Here is a 14749-nt window from a genome sequence, read left to right as displayed (position 1 = left end):
GGGAAGGATGCGGTACTGGAAGGGGGTTTTTATGGCATCCACAGTGCGGCACGTCAATCGCAGGGTTGGTGCCGAAAACGAGCTGCTTGACAGCAAGGTGAGGCTCCGGTACTAGCCCACTCACTTCTCGGGACCCAACGCCCGCGAGGCGCAGCAGGCAGCCAGCAGTCCCCATGTGGGGGTGTAGCTCAGTTGGGAGAGCGTCGCGTTCGCAATGCGAAGGTCGTCGGTTCGATCCCGTCCACCTCCACTCTGAAGAACAAAGGGCCTCACGGGAAACCGTGAGGCCCTTTGCATTTCAGGCCATTGGCGAATTGCAAAGGCTTCCGGCTTTGTTATCCGGGGCCGATGACCGACCCGTCCGCCTCCCTGTCGTTCTTCGCCCGCTTCTGGCTCGCCTGGCTGTGCTTCTGGCGCTGCCTCGTGTCCCGCGAATTCGCGCAGGCCGTGCTGCCGACCAGCCGCGCCTATGACGCCGGCCAGCTCAAGGAGCTTCCGTCCGGGGACACGCAGGCCCCACCGCCGGTGAAGACGCCCGTCGTCCAGGCGCCCGTCGCTCCGGCGCCCCTGCCCCCCGAGCGCGAGCACGCCAGCGCCCTGTCGCTCCTGGCCATGCTCCAGCGCGAGGGCCGCTTCCTGGACTTCGTGCAGGAGAACGTCGCGGCCTTCCCGGACGCGGACGTGGGCGCGGCGGCCCGCATCGTCCACGAGGGCTGCCGCAAGGTGGTGCACCAGTACCTGACGCTCCAGCCGGTGCTGCCGCAGGGCGAGGGCGACAAGGTGACGGTGCCGCCGGGCTTCGACGCGCAGCGCATCCGGCTCACCGGCAACGTCGCCGGTGAACCTCCTTATGGTGGCACGCTCCGGCACCACGGCTGGGTGACCACGGAGGTGAAGTTCCCGACGGTCAGCCCCGCCATGGAGCCGCGAGTGCTGGCGCCGGCGGAAGTCGAGCTGGCCTGATGCCCGCCTGAGAAGCAGGCGGCGCATCCTCCGAAGTCCCCTTCCCTTCGAGGAACCACAAGGCCCCTTCCCGGGGTTCCTGACCGATATGGCCCGATACGCAATCGGCATCGACCTGGGCACCACGCACTCCGCGGTGTCCTACTTCAACCTCGAGGACGGCAAGCCGCGCGGCCCCTCGCAGTCCATGCTGCCCGTGCCCCAGGTGACGGCGCCCGGCACCGTGGAAGCGCGCCCGCTGCTGCCCTCCTTCCTCTACCTCCCCAGCGCGCAGGAGTTCCCGGAGGGCAGTCTCGCGCTGCCGTGGAGCCCGGAGCCGGGCGTCATCGTGGGTGACTTCGCGCGCTCGCACGGGGCGAAGGTGCCCACGCGGCTGGTGTCGTCCGCGAAGAGCTGGCTGTCGCATCCGGGCGTGGACCGGCGCTCGGCGCTCTTGCCCTGGCAGGCTCCGCCGGAGGTTCAGCGCGTGTCGCCGCTGGATGCGTCCGCGCGCTACCTGCGCCACCTGAAGGAGGCGTGGGACCAGACCTTCGCCCGCGCGCAGGAGGAGTCCGGCAACGCGCTGTCGAAGCAGGAGGTCATCGTCACCGTCCCCGCTTCATTCGACGCGGCGGCGCGCGACCTGACGCTGGAGGCCGCGAAGGCGGCGGGCCTCGAGCACATCACCCTGCTCGAGGAGCCCCAGGCCGCGCTGTACGCGTGGCTGGAGGCGATGGGGGAGAACTTCCGCAGGCAGGTGCAGCCCGGGGAAGTCATCCTCGTGGTGGACGTGGGCGGCGGCACTTCCGACTTCTCCGTCATCACCGTGAAGGACCGCGAGGGCGACCTGGAGCTGCTGCGCGTGGCGGTGGGCGACCACATCCTCCTGGGCGGCGACAACATGGACCTCGCCCTGGCGCACACGCTCAACCAGCGGATGGCGGCGGACGGGCGCAAGCTGGACGCGTGGCAGTTCAACGGCCTCACCTATGGATGCCGGCAGGCGAAGGAGACGCTCTACGCGGATCCGTCCGTGGAGCGGGTGCCCATCGCCATTCCGGGCCGGGGCTCGTCGCTCATCGGCGGCACGCTGCGCACGGAGCTGACGCGCGAGGAGCTGGACCGCGTCCTCACCGACGGCTTCTTCCCGGTGACGGAGGTGGCGGACCTTCCGCGCACCGCGCGCCGCACGGGCCTTGCGCAGATGGCGCTGCCGTACGCGCAGGATCCGGCGGTGACGAAGCACCTGGCGGCCTTCCTCACCCGGCAGGCGCAGGCGCTGGCGGCCAGCTCGGACTCGCCGGTGGACGTGGCGGGCAAGGCCTTCCTGCACCCCACCGCTGTGCTCTTCAACGGCGGCGTCTTCAAGGCCGGGCCGCTGAAGGGCCGCGTGATGGAGGTCCTCAACCAGTGGCTCGCGGCGGAAGGGGCGCCCCCGGCGAAGGAGCTGGAGGGCGCGGACCTGGACCTCGCGGTGGCCCGCGGCGCGGCGTACTACGGCTGGGTGCGTCAGGGGCATGGCCTGCGCATCCGCGGCGGCACGGCGCGCGCCTACTACGTGGGCGTGGAGACGGCGATGCCGGCGGTGCCGGGCATGGAGCCTCCTGTGAAGGCGCTGTGCGTGGCGCCCTTCGGCATGGAGGAAGGGACGCAGGCGGACGTGCCACCGCAGGAGTTCGGACTCGTCACCGGCGAGCCCACCAGCTTCCGCTTCTTCGCGTCGTCCGTGCGGCGCGATGACCGCGTGGGCGAGATGGTGGAGGACGTGGAGTCGGAGCTGGCGTCCGGAGGGCTGGAGGAGGTGGCGCCCCTAGAGACGTCGCTGCCCGGACAGCCCACGCCCTTTGGCGATTTGACGCCGGTGAACCTCCAGGCGGCGGTGACGGAGGTGGGCACGCTGGAGCTGCGGTGCCTGGAGAAGAACGGATCCGGGCGCTGGAAGCTGGAGCTCAACGTGCGCATGAAGGAGTAGAAGGGGCCCCGCACACCGGAGGCGTATGCGAATCGTCGGCATCGACCTGGGCACCACCCATTGCGCGGTGGCATCCGTGGATCCAGGCAAAGGCTCGGGGGCGCCCGTCGAGGACTTCCCCCTGCCCCAGCTCGTCCGCCAGGGCGAGGTGGCCCCCCGCGCCCTCCTGCCGTCCACCGTCTACGTCCCCGCCGGCCACGAGCTTGCCCCGGAGGCGCTGCGCCTGCCCTGGGGTGACGACGGCGGCCCATATGTCGTAGGCGAGCTGGCCCGCTGGCAGGGTGCGCGCGTGCCCGGCCGGCTCGTGTCGTCCGCGAAGAGCTGGCTGTGTCACCCGGGCGTGGACCGCTCCGCGCCCATCCTTCCGTGGGGCGCGCCCGCGGACGTGCAGAAGCTGTCCCCGGTGGACGCATCCGCCCTGCTGCTCACGCACATGGCCCGGGCGTGGGACTTCGCGCACCCGGACGAGCCCCTGGCGAAGCAGGAGGTGGTCATCACCGTCCCCGCTTCGTTCGACGAGGCGGCGCGCGCCCTCACGGTGAGCGCGGCGCGCAAGGCGGGGCTGGAGAAGTTCACGCTGCTGGAGGAGCCGCAGGCGGCCTTCTACGACTACACCGCGCGCCACCGTTCGGACCTGGAGCAGACGCTGTCCCAGGTGCGGCTGGTGCTGGTGGTGGACGTGGGCGGCGGCACCACCGACTTCACGCTGGTGCACGCGGGCGTGTCGCCGGAAGGCCCCATGCTGCGGCGCCTGGCCGTCGGTGATCACCTGATGTTGGGCGGCGACAACATGGACGCGGCGCTCGCCCGGCGCATGGAGGAGAAGCTCACCCAGAACGGCCGGCGCTTGTCCGCGACGCAGTGGACGCAGGCCATCCAGGCCGCTCGCACCGCGAAGGAAGAGCTGCTGGGGCGCACGCCGCCGGAGAAGTACGGCGTGTCGCTCATCGGCGAAGGCAGCCGGCTGCTGGGCGGCACGCTGTCCACGGAGCTGGGCCGCGACGAGGCGCACGCGCTGGTGCTGGACGGCTTCTTCCCCATGTCCTCACCTGTGGACCGGCCCCGGCGCGCGGCGCGCATGGCGCTCCAGGAGCTGGGCCTGCCGTACGTGCAGGACCCGGCCGTCACGCGGCACCTGGCGGCCTTCCTCGCGCAGCACGCGGCGGCGGGCTTCACGGCGCTGGGCGAGACGCCGTCGCACGACGGCGCCCTGCCCCGCCCGGACGCCATCCTGCTCAACGGCGGCGTCTTCAACTCGCCTCAGATTTCGGCGCGGCTGGTGGATGCGCTGTCCGCGTGGTGGCCGCAGGCGCCGCGCATCCCGCTGCTCAAGCACGAGTCGCTGGAGCTCGCGGTGGCCCGCGGCGCGGCGTACTACGGGCTGGTGCGGCGCGGGCACGGCCTGCGCATCGGCGGTGGCGCGGCGCGCGCGTACTACGTGGGCCTCCAGCGCGGCCCGGACAGCTCGGAGCAGCCGACGCTGTGCCTGATTCCTCGCGGCTTCGAGGAGGGCCAGAAGGTGGACCTGGGCGAGCGCCCCTTCACGCTCACCCTGGGCCGGCCGGTGCAGTTCGCGCTCTACAGCACGACGAGCGACCGCATCGACAAGCCGGGGGATCTGGTGCCGCTGGCGGAGGACCTGAAGCCGCTGCCGCCCATCCACACGCTGCTCAAGGGCGCGTCCGGCAAGGTCAGCGACGTGCCGGTGCACCTGCAGGCCGCGCTCACGGAGATTGGCACGCTGGAGCTGTTCTGCGTGTCGGACGTCGCGGACGAGCGCTGGCGCCTGGAGTTCGAGCTGCGCGGCACCGGCGGCTCGCACGAGCTGACCGTCACCGAGTCCATGCCCGCGCGCTTCGCCGAGGCCAAGGACAACGTGGAGCGCGTCTACGGCAACAAGCCGCTGCCCCTGGGGCCCAAGGACGTGAAGCAGCTGTCGCGCACGCTGGAGAAGGTGCTGGGCCCTCGCGAGACGTGGCGCGTGCCGGTGCTGCGCGAGCTGTGGAGCACGCTCTATGCGGGCGCGAGCAAGCGCCGCCGCACGGATGACCACGAGCGCGTCTTCTACAGCCTCACCGGCTTCAGCCTGCGCCCCGGCTTCGGCTACCCGCTGGACGGCTGGCGCGCGGAGCAGACCTTCAGCCTCTTCGACGGGCTGGTGCAGCACCACACGGACAAGTCGGTGTGGACGGAGTTCTGGGTGATGTGGCGCCGCATCGCCGGCGGCCTCTCCGAAGCGCAGCAGCAGAAGCTGTACGGCTACCTCCAGCCGCACCTGGCCCGGCGCGTGCCTCCGGACGCGCCCACGCAGGGTGGCAAGTTGAAGGGCATCCAACCGGAAGGGTTGGACGAGATGATCCGCACCGCCGCCTCGCTGGAGCACCTGGCGCCGGGCGACAAGGCGGAGGTGGGCCGGTGGATCGCCGCGCGGCTGAAGGCCGATTCCCGCTCCGGCGGCCCGTGGGCGTGGGCCCTGGGCCGGCTGGGCGCGCGCGTGCCGCTGTACGGCAGCAGCCACAAGGTCGTGGACGTGGAGACGGCGGAGGCGTGGCTGGAGCTGCTCCTGTCCCTGGACCTGCGCAAGGTGGATGGCGCGCCCTTCGCCGCCGCCCAGCTCGCGCGCCTCACCGGCGACCGCACGCGCGATCTGGATCCGGCGCTGCGCGAGCGCACGGCCCAGGCGCTGGTGGCCGCGAAGGCCTCCGACACCTGGGTGCGGATGGTGCGCGAAGTGGTGGCCCTGGAAGCGGCGGACGAAGCCCGGGCGCTCGGCGACACACTGCCGGCGGGCCTGCGGCTGTCCTGAAGCAGGAGGCGGGCTGGCTGGGCGGATCATCGCCCGGCGGGAAGAGACCCGCCTGGAGGCTCGAAGCGAGCAGAGGCTCCGGGCAGATCCGTCACATGCGGGGCGCGAACAGTACGCGCCCCAGCAGGGCGGATCATCCCGGGCGGTGAATCAGACCAGGGTGGTGGGCGTCGCGTCGGCCGCCGGAGCGTCGACGAGCGTCGGAGCCACGGGCGCGGCGTCGAGCGGCACGGCGGCGACGACCTGGAGCACGGGCTCCGTGGCGGCGACGGCGGGCACCTGGACGGTGGCGGCCTGGGACTCGTCCTTCTTCGGCTTCTTCGTGCCCGCGCCCGAGCGGCAGCCCCGGCACCACGGCTGGTTGCGGATGGCGCCGTCCGCCATCTTCCGCAGCCCGAACTGCGCCAGCGGCTTGAGCGTCTTGCACTTCAGACACATCAGCGAGATCAACACCTCGTGGCCGTCAGCGTCGTAGACGGAGGACTTGCGCCGCTTGCGCGGCTGGCCCGGCTCGCGTGCCTCTTTCTTCTCGGGCACGGCGGGGACCATCATCGGGGTCACTTTGTAGAGCATTTCTTCTGTCCCTCCCACGCACGGGCCCCAACTTGCTCGCGCTGGCTCGGGGCCGCGCCTGCAAGGGAGCTCGCGTGCCCTAGAGTAGGGAGGTTTCCCTCCGTTGGAAACTGATCCCAGGCCGAAAATTCGGCCCTGGGCGCCATGTGCTGATCTTCCGCTGGGTTGCGCCGCGATCCAGCCCCAGCGGATCAGCACGGAGGGAAAAATTCCAACGCCGGCCGCGCTTATTTCAGGGCTTCGCGTCCGCGCAGGGCCCCGCCGCCTTGACCAGGTGCACGCGTCCGAGCGCCGGGGGCTTCAGCGCGTTGCCGTGGGCGCGGCCGTACGCGGTGAGCACCTCGCGCAGGTCCTGCGCCTGCAACAGGTGGATACGCTCTTGTGGCAGCGTGGACGTCAGGGACCCCACCCCGTCACCGCCGCGCAGCAGGAAGTCCGGCACCGCGACCCGGTAGGTCGCCTTCGCCTTCAGCGGCTTGCCTCCCGGCAGCGTCACGCCCTGGAAGCGCTCCGGACCCGGGCAGGCGCTCAGCGTCACCTCCAGGCCGGACACAGCGAAGACGCCCTTGCGGCCGCCGTAGGCCAGCGACAGGAAGCGGCGCAACTCGTCCGCGCTCAGGTCCAGCACCGCGAGCGTGTTGTCGAAGGGCAGGATTTCGTAGAGCTTCCCGAAGGTGAGCGGCCCCTGCGGCAGGTCCGCCCGGATGCCGCCCGCGTTCATCACCGCCGCGTCGGAGCGGGCCGCCTCCCGCATCGAGTCCGCGATGAGGTTGCCCAGCGTGCTCTCGCCCTCGTACACCAGGGGCATGCGGGCCTGGGTCTCCACGCCCACCGGGCGGCGCTGCTCCTCCTCCACGCGCGCCTCCGCGGGGGCCACCAGCGACTCCACGCGGGCATCCGGCGTCACCGGTTGGCCCAGGAACGTGGCCGGCACCAGCCGCACGTCCTTCGCGTCCCGCAGCACCAGCGGATCACACGACTTCAGCGTGGCGTCCACGGCGCCGCACACCGGGATGGCGGCGTTGATGCGCGTGCGCTCGGGCAGCACGCGGTGGGTCTTCGGATCCACGAAGAGGTCCACCATGCCAAAGGAGCGCGCGAGCCCCGTCGTCTCGATGACCGGCACGTCGCCGAAGAAGTGCCCCATGACCTGGTGCGTGTGGCCCGCCACCACCGCGTCCACCGCGCCCTTCGGCAGCGCCTCCAGCACCGCGTAGATTTCGCCGTCGTCGCGCTCGCACCCGGACGTGTCGCGCGGGTTCGACACGTCCGTGCACTTGCCGCCCGCGTGCGCGATGGCGACCACCACCTCCGCGCCCTGCTCGCGCAGCGACTTCGCGGCCTGCTTCGCGGAGTCGGCCAGGGACTCGAACCGCAGTCCCGCCACGTTCGCCGGGTTGGTCGTCTGCGGTGTCGACAGCGTGGACAGGCCCAGCAGGCCCACCTTCACGCCCTTCACGGTGACGACGGTGGTGCCGTCGTTGCCCAGCCACGCCGGGGGGCGTCCGTCCTTCTCGCGCACGTTGGAGGACAGGAAGGGGAACCGGGCCTGCGCCGCGCGGGCCTTGAGCGCACCCAGCGGGTCCTCGTCCGGACGCGTGGCCACGGGCCCCGGGCCCACCGGCCCGTAGTCGAACTCGTGGTTGCCGATGGCGACCGCCGTGTAGCCCAGCAGGTTGTACACGTCGACGACGATGGCGCCCTCGCCCAGGTTGGACGCCAGCGTTCCCTGGAACAGGTCGCCGCCGTCCACCAGCAGCACGCCGCCCGGGTTGTCCTCGCGCAGCCGCGCCACGTAGGACGCGAAGAGCGCCGCGCCCCCCTGCTCCACCTTCTGCCCGTCCGGCAGCGTGGCGCGGTGGGGCATCACCCAGCCGTGGAAGTCGTTGGTGCCCACCACCGTGAGCCGCACGGGCTCGGCCGGGGCGGGCGCGGGGGGCGGGGTGGTGGCGGGAGCGGGCGTCGGGCCGCCCTTGCAGGCGGAGGCGAGCACCGCGAGCGCGAGGACGGAGGAACGGAAGGAGCGCATGGAGCGCGCACTTCATCCCGCCCCCCTGTCGCTTTCAACCCGCTTCGAGCGTCAGCTCCGGCGCCGGCGGCCCAGGAGCGACATGGCCAGCAGCCCCAGCGTCGCGATGGCCGGCACCGACGTGCTGGTGCACCCACAGCCGCTGTCGTCGTCGGTCCCGCCGCCACTGCCATTGGGGTTGCCGTCGCCCGGATTGATGATGACGCCGCCACCGCCGTCGTTGCCGGTGCCGCCGTCCACGCCAGCGTCCGCCGGCTGCTGCGCGATGATGAGCGGCGGCGAGAACGCCCGCGCCACGTTGCCCCATGAGGTGAGCTTGAGGTTGTCGGTCAACGTGCTGCTGCTGACGCCGTCATGCGCGACGAAGAGCCCCTCCGGGAAGGCCGTGCCCAGCGCGCCCGACCAGGCCACCAGCCCGCGCGACTGCTCCACCGCGTCCGTGCCGGCGTCCAGCCCCAGCTGGAACGCACCCACCCGGCCCAGCGTGCGCCGGTCGAAGACGACGAAGGTGTTCGCGTTCGGATCCGACGCCACGAGGTAACCGTCCACCCCGGACGCCTCGTACAGCGCGATGCGCCCCACGGACGTCAGGCCGCCGTCCCCCAGGCCCACCACCTGCGTGCCCTGGGTGCCGGCGTCCGCGTCCGCGCCGTAGCGGTAGAGCCCCTGCCCCTGCTGCGCCACGTAGAGCGCGCGGTACGCCGGGTCCACCACCAGCCCCACCACCCCACCCGCCGGGATGTCTCGCACCGGGGTCCCCGTGACGCCGCCGTCGGTGGGCGTCAGCGCGAACTGCCGCAGGCCGCCGGCCGCGAGTCCACCGAAGGCCTGGATGGTCCCATCCGCCCCGCGGGCCATCCGCACCGTCCCATAGCTGACGCCCTGGTCCAGCGGGGCCGTCGTGGGTGACAGGCGGGTGAGCCCGCCGCCATCCGCCGTGGCATCCATCACGTAGGGAACGAGCCCCGTCAGCGTGGGGTTGGCGCTGAGCACCAGCGCCGCGTTCGTACCGCCCGCCAGCGGGAAGCCGCCCAGCACGTCCACGCTCACGGACGTGCCCTCGGTGTTGCCCTGCACCTCCCCGCCGTCCAGGGCGTAGGTGAACAGTCCGTTGTTCTGGTCCGCCGTGATGAGTCGGCTATCGGCCGGGTTGGCCGGGTTCACCCACAGGGCCACGTCGTTCACGGTGCCGCCCCCGGAGCGCGCTCCGGGCTGGGTCTGCACGGTGTAGGGAACCGCCACGGGAGCCGTCTGGGCCCCCGCCGCCGTGCTCATGAGCACGGCCGTCAATGCAGGGAGGGAGAGGTTGCGCATGGGCGGCTCCTGGGCAGGTCGCTCCCTACCTAGGCATAGGCACGTCACACTTCAAGTTCCCTGAAACCCTGGAACGGTTGGCAGGAGGCGAAAGCCTCGGGTACAACGAACAGCGTCTCCCAGCGAACAGACAAGGGCCATGGCCAAGCGCGCACTCATTACTGGCATCACGGGGCAGGACGGCAGCTATCTGGCGGAGCTGCTCCTCAAGAAGGGCTACGAGGTGCACGGCATGGTGCGCCGCTCTTCCGAGGAGAAGTTCGAGCGCATCGCGCACCTGCAGGGAAAGGTGACGCTGCACCAGGGCGACCTGCTGGATCAGTTCTCGCTCGCGGCCCTCTTGAACCTCACCCAGCCGGACGAGGTCTACAACCTGGCGGCGCAGTCCTTCGTGCCCACCAGCTGGAACCAGCCGGTGCTCACCGGTGAGTTCACCGCGCTGGGCGTGACGAAGATGCTGGAGGCCATCCGCCACACCCGCCCGCAGGTGCGCTTCTACCAGGCGTCCTCCAGCGAGATGTTCGGCAAGGTGCTGGAAGTCCCGCAGTCGGAGGACACGCCCTTCTACCCGCGCAGCCCGTACGGCGTGGCGAAGGCGTACGGCCACCACATCACCGTGAACTACCGCGAGTCCTTCAAGCTCTTCGCGGTGAGCGGCATCCTCTTCAACCACGAGTCGCCCCGCCGTGGCCTGGAGTTCGTCACGCGCAAGGTCACGTACAACGTGGCGCGCATCAAGATGGGCCTCCAGGACACGCTGCCCATGGGCAACCTGGACGCCAAGCGCGACTGGGGCTTCGCGGGCGACTACGTGGACGCCATGTGGCGCATGCTCCAGCAGGACACGCCGGAGGACTTCGTCGTCGCCACCAACGAGACGCACACCGTGCGGGAGCTGGTGGAGATCGCCTTCTCGCGCGTGGGCCTGGACTACCAGAAGCACGTGAAGATCGACCCCGCGTTCGTGCGCCCCGCGGAGGTGGACCTGCTCATCGGCAAGTACGACAAGGCCAAGGAGAAGCTCGGCTGGGAGCCCACGGTGCGCTTCAAGCAGCTCGTGGAGATGATGGTCGACGCGGACCTGGAGCGAGTGAAGGCAGGACAGCGGTAAGATGCGCGTCCTCGTCACGGGAGCGGATGGATTCGTCGGCCGTCATGCGTGCGCTGCCCTTCGGGCGGCCGGCGATGAAGTGGTGGAGGTGCACGGGCCTCGCGGCGAGGGCATCAGCAGCACCGCGTTGCACTTCGACATCGCCGATGAGGCGAAGGTCAAGGCGGCGGTCTCCGAGGTGAAGCCGGACGCGGTGCTGCACCTGGCCGGCTTCAGCTCGGTGGCCAAGAGCCACCAGAACCCCGCGCGCGTCTTCGCGGTGAACACCATGGGCGTGGTGCACCTGCTCACCGCCCTGCGTGAGAGCGCCCCCAAGGCGCGCGTGCTGCTGGTGGGCTCCGGTGAAGTCTACGGTCCCGTCGCGGAGGGAACGCGCGCCGAGGAGTCGCACCGGCACGTTCCGCTCAGCCCCTACGCGGCGTCGAAGTCCTCGGGGGAGCTGGCCGGCGAGCAGTTCTTCCGCAGCTACGGCATGGAGGTCATCCTCGCCCGGCCCTTCAACCACCTGGGCGCGGGGCAGGACCCCACCTTCGTGGTGCCGTCGTTCGCGGCTCAGATCCGCGCCATCGCGCTGGGCACGGTGGACCCCATCCTGCGCACGGGAAACCTGGACGCCATCCGGGACTTCTCCCACGTGAAGGACGTGGTGGACGCGTACCGGCTGCTGCTCCTCAAGGGCGAGGCCGGACAGGCCTACAACGTGGGCAGCGGCGAGGGCCGCACCATCCGGAGCCTGCTGGAGGAGATGCTCCAGCTGTCCGGCGTGCAGGCGAGCATCGAGCTGGACCCCGCGCGGCTGCGCCCCTCGGACATCCCCAGCCTCGTGGCGGACCCGAGCAAGCTGCGCGCGCTGGGCTGGGACCCGAAGCTCACCGTCGCGGATGCGCTGCGCGACGTGCTGGGCCCCCGGGTGGGCTCGAACTGACGCACCGCTGGCGCGCCTTACGAAGGGCGCGCCAGCGACTGCCACGCCTCCAGGCGCCGGTCCAACGCGGTGAGGGCCCACAGGTCCGCCGCGTTGCCCGGCTTCACGGCGGCCAGGTCCCGCTGGAGGTACTCGCGGGCCTGCACCTCACCCCACTCCGACAGGATGCGCAGGGCCATCAGCGACGGCTTGCGCGCGACGAGCCGCAGGAGCACGTCCTGCACGCGGGGGCTCCTCTCCGCGTCCGCCAGCCGCTGCACGGCCTCATGACGGCCCTCCGGCGTGGAGTCCTCCGCCTCCAGGGGCGCGGCCAGCTCCTCGAAACGCGCCTCGTCCAACAGCGCCGCGGGACGCCGGCTCTCCCAATGCTCCACCGTCACGGTGGTGCGCCCCCGGGCCACGCACTCGCGGCGGATGCCGTCGTTCTTGAGCACGTCCAGCACCCGCTCCGGCGCGGGCGTGCCGCCCTCCACCGTGCGCAGCGCGCGCTGGGACAGCATGGGGGACTGGCCCAGCAGGTGCGTGCGCAGCACCGTGGCCTCCACCGTCTTCTCGTTCCCGGGCGGCACCCGGTCCCACTTGAGGAACACCTCCGCGATGCCGCGCTCTCGCACGTACCAGCGGTACTCCAGCCACACCGCCCCACCCCGCTCCGCGAAGCGAGGGTCCGAAGGCTCGTGGAGGCGAGGCGCACCCTCTCGCGTACCGGTGAAACAGCGGTCCAACAGCTTCTGGGCTTCTTGAAGTCGCATGGGGAGCGGACGGCCATTGTAGGGCCCCCCGTCAGGTTCCTCCATCGCCGCACGTTCGTGTTATTACTACACGAAGCTTTCGAGGAGGCCTGGGATGGGCACGACGACGACGGCGCGGTTCACGTTCTTCTGGAAGGAGGACTCCTTCTTCTCGCAGTGGCACCCCTCCGTCTTCACGGTGGAGGGCGTGCGCTACACCTGCGCGGAGCAGTACATGATGGCGGGCAAGGCGCGCCTGTTCGGCGACACGCGCGTGCTGGAGCAGATGCTGCGCGCCGCCACGCCCAAGCAGCACAAGGCGCTGGGCCGCAAGGTGAGCCCGTTCGACGCGGCCCTCTGGGAGCGCGAGCGTGAGCGCATCGTCTACGAGGGCAACCACGCGAAGTTCACCCAGCATCCGCACCTCTTGGAGGCGCTGCTCGCCACGGCGGGCACGGAGCTGGTGGAGGCCAGTCCCCTGGACCGCATCTGGGGCGTGGGGCTCTCCGCGGAGAACCCTCTCATCCAGGATCCGTCCAAGTGGCGGGGGCTGAACCTGCTGGGCAAGGTGCTGACGCGCCTGCGCGAGGACCTCCTCGCGCAGGGTCATGCACCTGTCAGAACTTGAAGTTGGCGGACTGGTCCGGCACGCCGTTGAAGTCCAGGTGGAGCGTGGCGTGGTCGCCGTGGCCCTTCTCGCTCCACTCCTGCTTCAGCGTGGACAAGTCAAAGGCCAGCTCCTTGTAGACCATCGCCTTGCACCGGTCGTTGTTCGCGTCGTGGAGCAGCGTGAGCTCCGCGCGCGGCTCGCCCGCCGCCGTCTTGGTGAAGCGCCCGTCCCACGCGAGGCCGTAGCGGTGCTCCTTGCAGCCGCCGCCGTGGCGGACGTTGAGCGTCAGCACGTTGCCCTTCACGCTCTGCGACTCAATCCCGAGCGGGTCGCGGGGCGCGGGCGTCTCCGTGACTTCCAGGGGCATGACGATGGCCGCCTCCTGGTTCTCCGCCTCCGCCGCGGGCGACTCGGCCTTCTTCTCCGGGGGCGTCACGGGGGTGGGCGGCGCCTCCTCCTGCTGGGCGGTGGGGGCCGGCTCCTGGGCCTCGTCCTTGCGCGCCGCGTTCGACCCCGCGCACCCGAGCAGCATTCCGCAGACGATTCCACTCCACACGAGCAGTCGCATGTTCCTCCAGGAGGCCCTTCACGGGCCGGTTGACCACGGGCGCCTACCGGTGGCTCAGCGCCGCATCGTAAGCGGCCCGCATCCCTTCCGCGGTGCGAGCCCAGGTGAACTTCGCGGCATGACGCTGGCCCGCCTCCGACAGCGCGCGGCGCTCCTCCGGCGAACGCAGCAGCCGGTCGATGACCGCCGCCAGGCCTTCCGCGTCGTCTGGATCCACCGCGGGCGCGGCGTCGCCGCACACCTCCGGCAGCGAGCCCGCCGTGGACACCACCGTGGGCGTGCCCAGGCGCATGGCCTCCAGGGGCGGCAGGCCGAAGCCCTCGTAGCGCGAGGGGAAGACGAACAGCGCGGCGCGGCGCATCAGCGCGTAGAAGATGGCGGGGCTCTGGTAGCCCAGGGGCCGCACATCCAGGCCTTCCGAGCGCATCCGCTCGATGCGCGTCTCCACCTTGCCGGAGCCGTACCAGGCCTGCCCCGCGAGCACGAGCGTGAAGGGCCGGCCGCGCGCGTGCAGCCGCTCCTGCGCCTCCAGCACCAGCTCCACGTTCTTGCGCACGTCGAGCGACCCCGCGTACAGCACGTAGTCCTTCGGCAGGTTGAGCGCGTGGAGGAACTCCTCGTCCGCCTCGTTCAGGGGGGTCGCGTTCACGTGGTCCACGCCGTTGTGCACCACCACGGTGCGCGGCTCCACCTGGGGGAAGCGGCGCAGCAGGTCCTGACGCGTGCTCTCGCTGATGCACACCAGCCGGTCCGCGAGCATCAGGCTGCGCGCGAGCCACAGCCGGAACTGCCAGCGGTACGGCGCGGAGACGGTGTGCGGCAAATCCAACGGCACCAGGTCGTGCACGGTGAGCACGTACGCGGTGCCCGGCGTGCGCCGCAGCGGCAGGTTGAAGTTGCTGAGCGCGTGGTAGACGGGCGGCGGTGACGCCTTGAGCAGCCGGGGCAGCGTGGCCAGCGTCCACGACGTTCGCTTCTGGACGCCGCGCGGATGTTCACCGGACTTGCGCGCCCCCATCCGGTCCAGCCGGACGCCCTGGGCTTCGAGCGCCTCCGCGAGGCAACGGGTGTACAGGCCGATGCCAGTGGTGGGCTCGTCCCACAGGGTGGCGTCGAAGGCGATGGGTCCGGGGGTCGACACGGGCCGCCTCATACCATGCCCGTGTGG

At 71.2% G+C, this 14749-nt stretch carries 12 protein-coding genes and 1 tRNA gene; 7 read left to right on the top strand and 6 right to left on the bottom strand.

Annotated elements, in window-relative coordinates:
* The first annotated feature begins 177 nt into the window (after positions 1–177).
* From D7Y04_RS11145 to D7Y04_RS11130, 4 genes are all read left to right on the top strand, one after another.
* Positions 178–250, top strand: a tRNA-Ala gene (locus D7Y04_RS11145).
* Between the two features lie 98 nt (positions 251–348).
* Positions 349–963 (top strand): DUF2760 domain-containing protein, encoded by a 615-nt coding sequence (locus D7Y04_RS11140; protein WP_120599372.1) that lies wholly within the window; start codon positions 349–351, stop codon positions 961–963.
* Between the two features lie 88 nt (positions 964–1051).
* Positions 1052–2914 (top strand): Hsp70 family protein, encoded by a 1863-nt coding sequence (locus D7Y04_RS11135; RefSeq protein ID WP_121759189.1) that lies wholly within the window; start codon positions 1052–1054, stop codon positions 2912–2914.
* A gap of 25 nt (positions 2915–2939) precedes the next feature.
* Complete coding sequence (locus tag D7Y04_RS11130; protein ID WP_121759188.1) at positions 2940–5720, top strand: Hsp70 family protein; 2781 nt, start codon at positions 2940–2942, stop codon at positions 5718–5720.
* Positions 5721–5870: 150 nt separating this feature from the next.
* Here D7Y04_RS11130 and D7Y04_RS11125 read toward each other — a convergent pair whose 3' ends face one another.
* The 3 genes from D7Y04_RS11125 to D7Y04_RS11115 form a co-directional block, all read right to left on the bottom strand.
* Entirely contained in the window at positions 5871–6293 is a 423-nt protein-coding gene (locus D7Y04_RS11125; protein WP_120599375.1) for a hypothetical protein, read from the bottom strand.
* Between the two features lie 232 nt (positions 6294–6525).
* Positions 6526–8322, bottom strand: coding sequence for a bifunctional UDP-sugar hydrolase/5'-nucleotidase (locus tag D7Y04_RS11120; RefSeq protein WP_121759187.1), 1797 nt, complete (start codon positions 8320–8322; stop codon positions 6526–6528).
* Positions 8323–8373: 51 nt separating this feature from the next.
* A complete protein-coding gene (locus D7Y04_RS11115) occupies positions 8374–9636 on the bottom strand; it encodes a myxosortase-dependent phytase-like phosphatase (RefSeq protein WP_121759186.1) in 1263 nt (420 codons plus the stop codon).
* A gap of 139 nt (positions 9637–9775) precedes the next feature.
* Between D7Y04_RS11115 and gmd the strand changes: the two genes are divergently transcribed.
* Together gmd and D7Y04_RS11105 are read left to right on the top strand one after the other, a co-directional pair.
* A complete protein-coding gene (gene gmd, locus D7Y04_RS11110; protein WP_120600107.1) occupies positions 9776–10747 on the top strand; it encodes a GDP-mannose 4,6-dehydratase in 972 nt (323 codons plus the stop codon).
* A 1-nt stretch (position 10748) separates the two neighbouring features.
* The gene (locus D7Y04_RS11105) at positions 10749–11672 is read left to right on the top strand and encodes a GDP-mannose 4,6-dehydratase (protein WP_120600108.1); all 924 of its coding nucleotides are present in this window, start codon (positions 10749–10751) and stop codon (positions 11670–11672) included.
* Positions 11673–11689: 17 nt separating this feature from the next.
* Here D7Y04_RS11105 and D7Y04_RS11100 read toward each other — a convergent pair whose 3' ends face one another.
* Positions 11690–12424, bottom strand: a complete 735-nt coding sequence (locus tag D7Y04_RS11100) for a hypothetical protein (RefSeq protein ID WP_233601349.1) — start codon at positions 12422–12424, stop codon at positions 11690–11692.
* A 94-nt stretch (positions 12425–12518) separates the two neighbouring features.
* Between D7Y04_RS11100 and D7Y04_RS11095 the strand changes: the two genes are divergently transcribed.
* On the top strand, positions 12519–13031 hold the full coding sequence (locus tag D7Y04_RS11095) for an NADAR family protein (protein WP_120600110.1): 513 nt from the start codon (positions 12519–12521) through the stop codon (positions 13029–13031).
* Here D7Y04_RS11095 and D7Y04_RS11090 read toward each other — a convergent pair.
* Both D7Y04_RS11090 and D7Y04_RS11085 read right to left on the bottom strand, forming a co-directional pair.
* Positions 13021–13581, bottom strand: a complete 561-nt coding sequence (locus D7Y04_RS11090; protein ID WP_147477085.1) for a NigD-like C-terminal domain-containing protein — start codon at positions 13579–13581, stop codon at positions 13021–13023. The two genes, D7Y04_RS11095 and D7Y04_RS11090, sit on opposite strands and share 11 nt — an antisense overlap.
* Before the next feature lie 43 nt (positions 13582–13624).
* Positions 13625–14734, bottom strand: a complete 1110-nt coding sequence (locus tag D7Y04_RS11085) for a glycosyltransferase family 1 protein (protein WP_121759183.1) — start codon at positions 14732–14734, stop codon at positions 13625–13627.
* Positions 14735–14749: the final 15 nt, after the last annotated feature.

Source organism: Corallococcus sp. AB038B (assembly GCF_003668955.1).
Classification (GTDB): domain Bacteria; phylum Myxococcota; class Myxococcia; order Myxococcales; family Myxococcaceae; genus Corallococcus; species Corallococcus exiguus.
Note: the sequence above shows the minus strand (reverse complement) of the source record. Positions and strands in the feature narration are given on the sequence as shown.